This is a genomic window from Caulobacter sp. B11, from assembly GCF_002737765.1.
Lineage (GTDB): Bacteria > Pseudomonadota > Alphaproteobacteria > Caulobacterales > Caulobacteraceae > Caulobacter.
In genome coordinates this window covers 1-2,773 of the sequence record NZ_PEGG01000258.1, presented here as the reverse complement: position 1 = coordinate 2,773, position 2,773 = coordinate 1, and the positions used below count along the sequence as shown (strand labels likewise).

At 70.9% G+C, this 2,773-nt stretch carries 1 protein-coding gene and 2 pseudogenes; 1 reads left to right on the top strand and 2 read right to left on the bottom strand.

The genetic code is table 11. From position 1 onward, the window contains the following. Positions 1–304, top strand: a pseudogene (locus CSW58_RS10570) (SDR family oxidoreductase); the annotation flags it as partial. Positions 305–322: 18 nt separating this feature from the next. On the opposite strand, the gene CSW58_RS10565 reads toward CSW58_RS10570, so the two are convergent. Together CSW58_RS10565 and CSW58_RS10560 are read right to left on the bottom strand one after the other, a co-directional pair. Further along, the gene (locus tag CSW58_RS10565; protein ID WP_099447257.1) at positions 323–1,444 is read right to left on the bottom strand and encodes a pentapeptide repeat-containing protein; all 1,122 of its coding nucleotides are present in this window, start codon (positions 1,442–1,444) and stop codon (positions 323–325) included. A gap of 61 nt (positions 1,445–1,505) precedes the next feature. Then, positions 1,506–2,663 (bottom strand): annotated as a pseudogene (locus CSW58_RS10560) (aminotransferase). Between the last annotated feature and the right edge of the window lie 110 nt (positions 2,664–2,773).

Below are 2,773 nucleotides of genomic sequence, written 5' to 3'. Positions count from 1 at the left end.
GGGCCATCATCGGGGCCTACAACATCTCCAAGGCCGCCGACTTCCAGCTGGCCCGCAACCTGGCCACGAATTCGGACCCGACAATGTGCGGGTCAACTGCATCGCGCCGGGCCTGATCAAGACCGACTTCGCCAAGGCGCTGTGGGACGATCCGGCCACCCTGGAGCGCTCGACCAAGGGCGTGCCCCTGCGCCGGATCGGCGAGCCCGACGAGCTGGCAGGGGCGGCGATCTATCTGGCCTCCCAGGCCGGCAGCTTCATGACCGGCCAGGCGCTGGTGGTGGACGGCGGCGCGACGATCTAGAGTCGCCTGCCAGGGCGGCTAGAGACCGGGCCGGCGCAGGCCCGACCCGTCAAGGATCGCGCCGTCCAGCTGCACGGAACGGGCGCGGCCGTCGCGCAGGGGCAGGGCCGAGGTGTCGGCGTCCTGGAACACGGCGTGAGCCAGATTGGCCCGGCGGAACGAGGCGCCGCGCAGATCCGCGCCCTTGAAGCTGGCGCCGCGCAGGTCGGCGTCGTCGAAATTGGCCCCCGGCAGTTCGGCCCCCGCGAAATCGACCCGAACGGCCAGGGCCCCGCGCGCGCTCAATCCCACCAGTCGCTTGCCGGCGAAGGCGGTGGCGGCGGGCCGCAGGTCGAGGCGGTCGAGCACCGCCGAGCTTCCGTGCTGGCCGTTGCTGGTCACCCAGGCCTCGCCTTGGGCGACCTGGGCGAGGATGTGGTCGAGCCGGGCCCAGGCGGCGGGGGTCGGATCGCGCACGCAGCCCGCCGTGGCCGCCGGCGACAGTCCGAGCTGCTCGACATCGACCCCGGTCAGGATGGCGTTGCGAAAGCTGGCGCCCTCGAGCCGCGCGCCGGACAGATCGGCGCCGTCCAGATTGGCGTTGGTGAAGATGGCGTTCTTGAGGTTGGCGCCGCGCAGCTTGGCCCCGCGCAGCGAGCAGTTGCTGAAGTCGACGGCGAAGGCCTCGGCGTCATCGAGATTGACGCCGTTGAGGCTGGCGCCTTTGACCTGCGCCGACCCGCCCATCCATTTGAGGCCGAGGAGGTCGTCGGCGACGCACAGGATCGCCGCCCGCATGTCGGCCTCGTCGAGCACGGCCCCGGCCAGCTGAGCCCCGTGGAACTTGCCGCCGCGCAGGTCGGCGCGATTGAGGCGCGCCCCGCGAAAATCGCAGCGAGTCAGGTTGGCGCAATAGAGTGAGGCCCGCTGCAGCTCGGCCCCGACAAAGGTCGAGCCGCTGAGGTCGGCGCCGGTGAAGTCGGAATCCGGCAGCTTGCGCAGGTCGCACCGCCTGGACTGGGCGACCACGAAGCGGGCGATCAGCCGCGCGCCGCCGCGTCGTCCGGCGATCAGGTCCTCGTGCGCCGACAGCATCGACGCGAAGGCCGATGGCTCAAGTGGCCGGTTCTCCTGACCATAGATCTTGCGGCGGGCGTGCATTGGGGGCGACCTTAGCCGGCAAGGTCTCAAATTCCGCTTAAGAGGCCGGGGAGCGCGTCGCTCAGGTCTTGCCCGCCGCCCGCGCCAGGCGCCTTACGCCTTCATCCAGGGTGTCGTCGGCCTTGGCGAAGCACAGGCGCAGGATGTGGCGGACCGGATCCTCGGCATAGAAGGCCGAGACCGGGATGCTGGCCACGCCGTGGTCGCGAACCGCCCGCAGGGCGAAGGTGCGATCGTCCTCATCGACGCCCGAGGCGGCCAGGTCGATATTGAGGAAATAGGTCCCGGCGCTGGGCAGGACCGCGAAGCCGGCCGCCGACAGCGCCGCGGACAGCCGGTCGCGCGAGGCTTGCAGGCCCGCCGGCATGGTCTGGAACCAGTCGCCGGGCTCATCCAGGCCAAAGGCCACGGCCGTTTGCAGGTTGGGCGGGGTGGTGAAGGTCAGGAACTGATGGGCGCCGGCCAGGGCGCGGGTCAGGGGCGGGGCGGCGCAGAGGAACCCGACCTTCCAGCCGGTCATGCCAAACAGCTTGCCGGCCGAGCCGATCTTCACGCAGCGGTCGCGCATGCCCGGGAAGGTGATCAGCGGCCGGTGGGACCGACCGTCGAACACCACCCCCTCCCAGACCTCGTCGCAGACGGCGATGGCGTCGTGGCGCCGGCAGAACTCCGCCAGCAGGGCCAGATCCTCGTCGGGGACGACCGAGCCGGCCGGATTGAGCGGGCTGTTGAGCACCACCAGCCGCGTGCGGTCGCTGAACACCGCCTCCAGCATCGGCCGGTCGAACCGCCAGTGCGGCGGCGCCAGACGCACCAGTCGCGGCACGCCGCCGGCCCGCTTCACCATCGGCAGATAGGCGTCATAGAGCGGCTGGAACAGCACCACCTCGTCGCCGGGGCTGATCAGCGACAGGAAGGCCGCCGCCAGGGCCTCGGTGGCCCCGGAGGTGACGACGATCTCCTGCTCCCCAGTCCAGATCCAGGCCCTGGACGCGGGCATAATGCCCCGCCGCCGCCTGGCGCAGGGCGGGCAGGCCGCGCATGGGCGGATACTGGTTGGAGCCCTCGATCAGGGCCTGGGCGGCCTTGCGGCGCAGGGGCAGGGGGCCGGGATCGTCGGGAAAGCCCTGGCCCAGATTGATGGCCCCGGTGTCGCGGGCCAGGCCGCTCATCTCTTCGAGATGGTAACGGGCAGGTCGGCATAGACCGGGTGGACCATCGGGCGAGCTCCTCGTTCCTTGCCTAGCACGGCTTGGCCGCCAATACTGAAGCCATGCGCATCATCCCTTTCGAACCCCGTCACGCGGCCGCCTGGAAGGCCCTGAACGC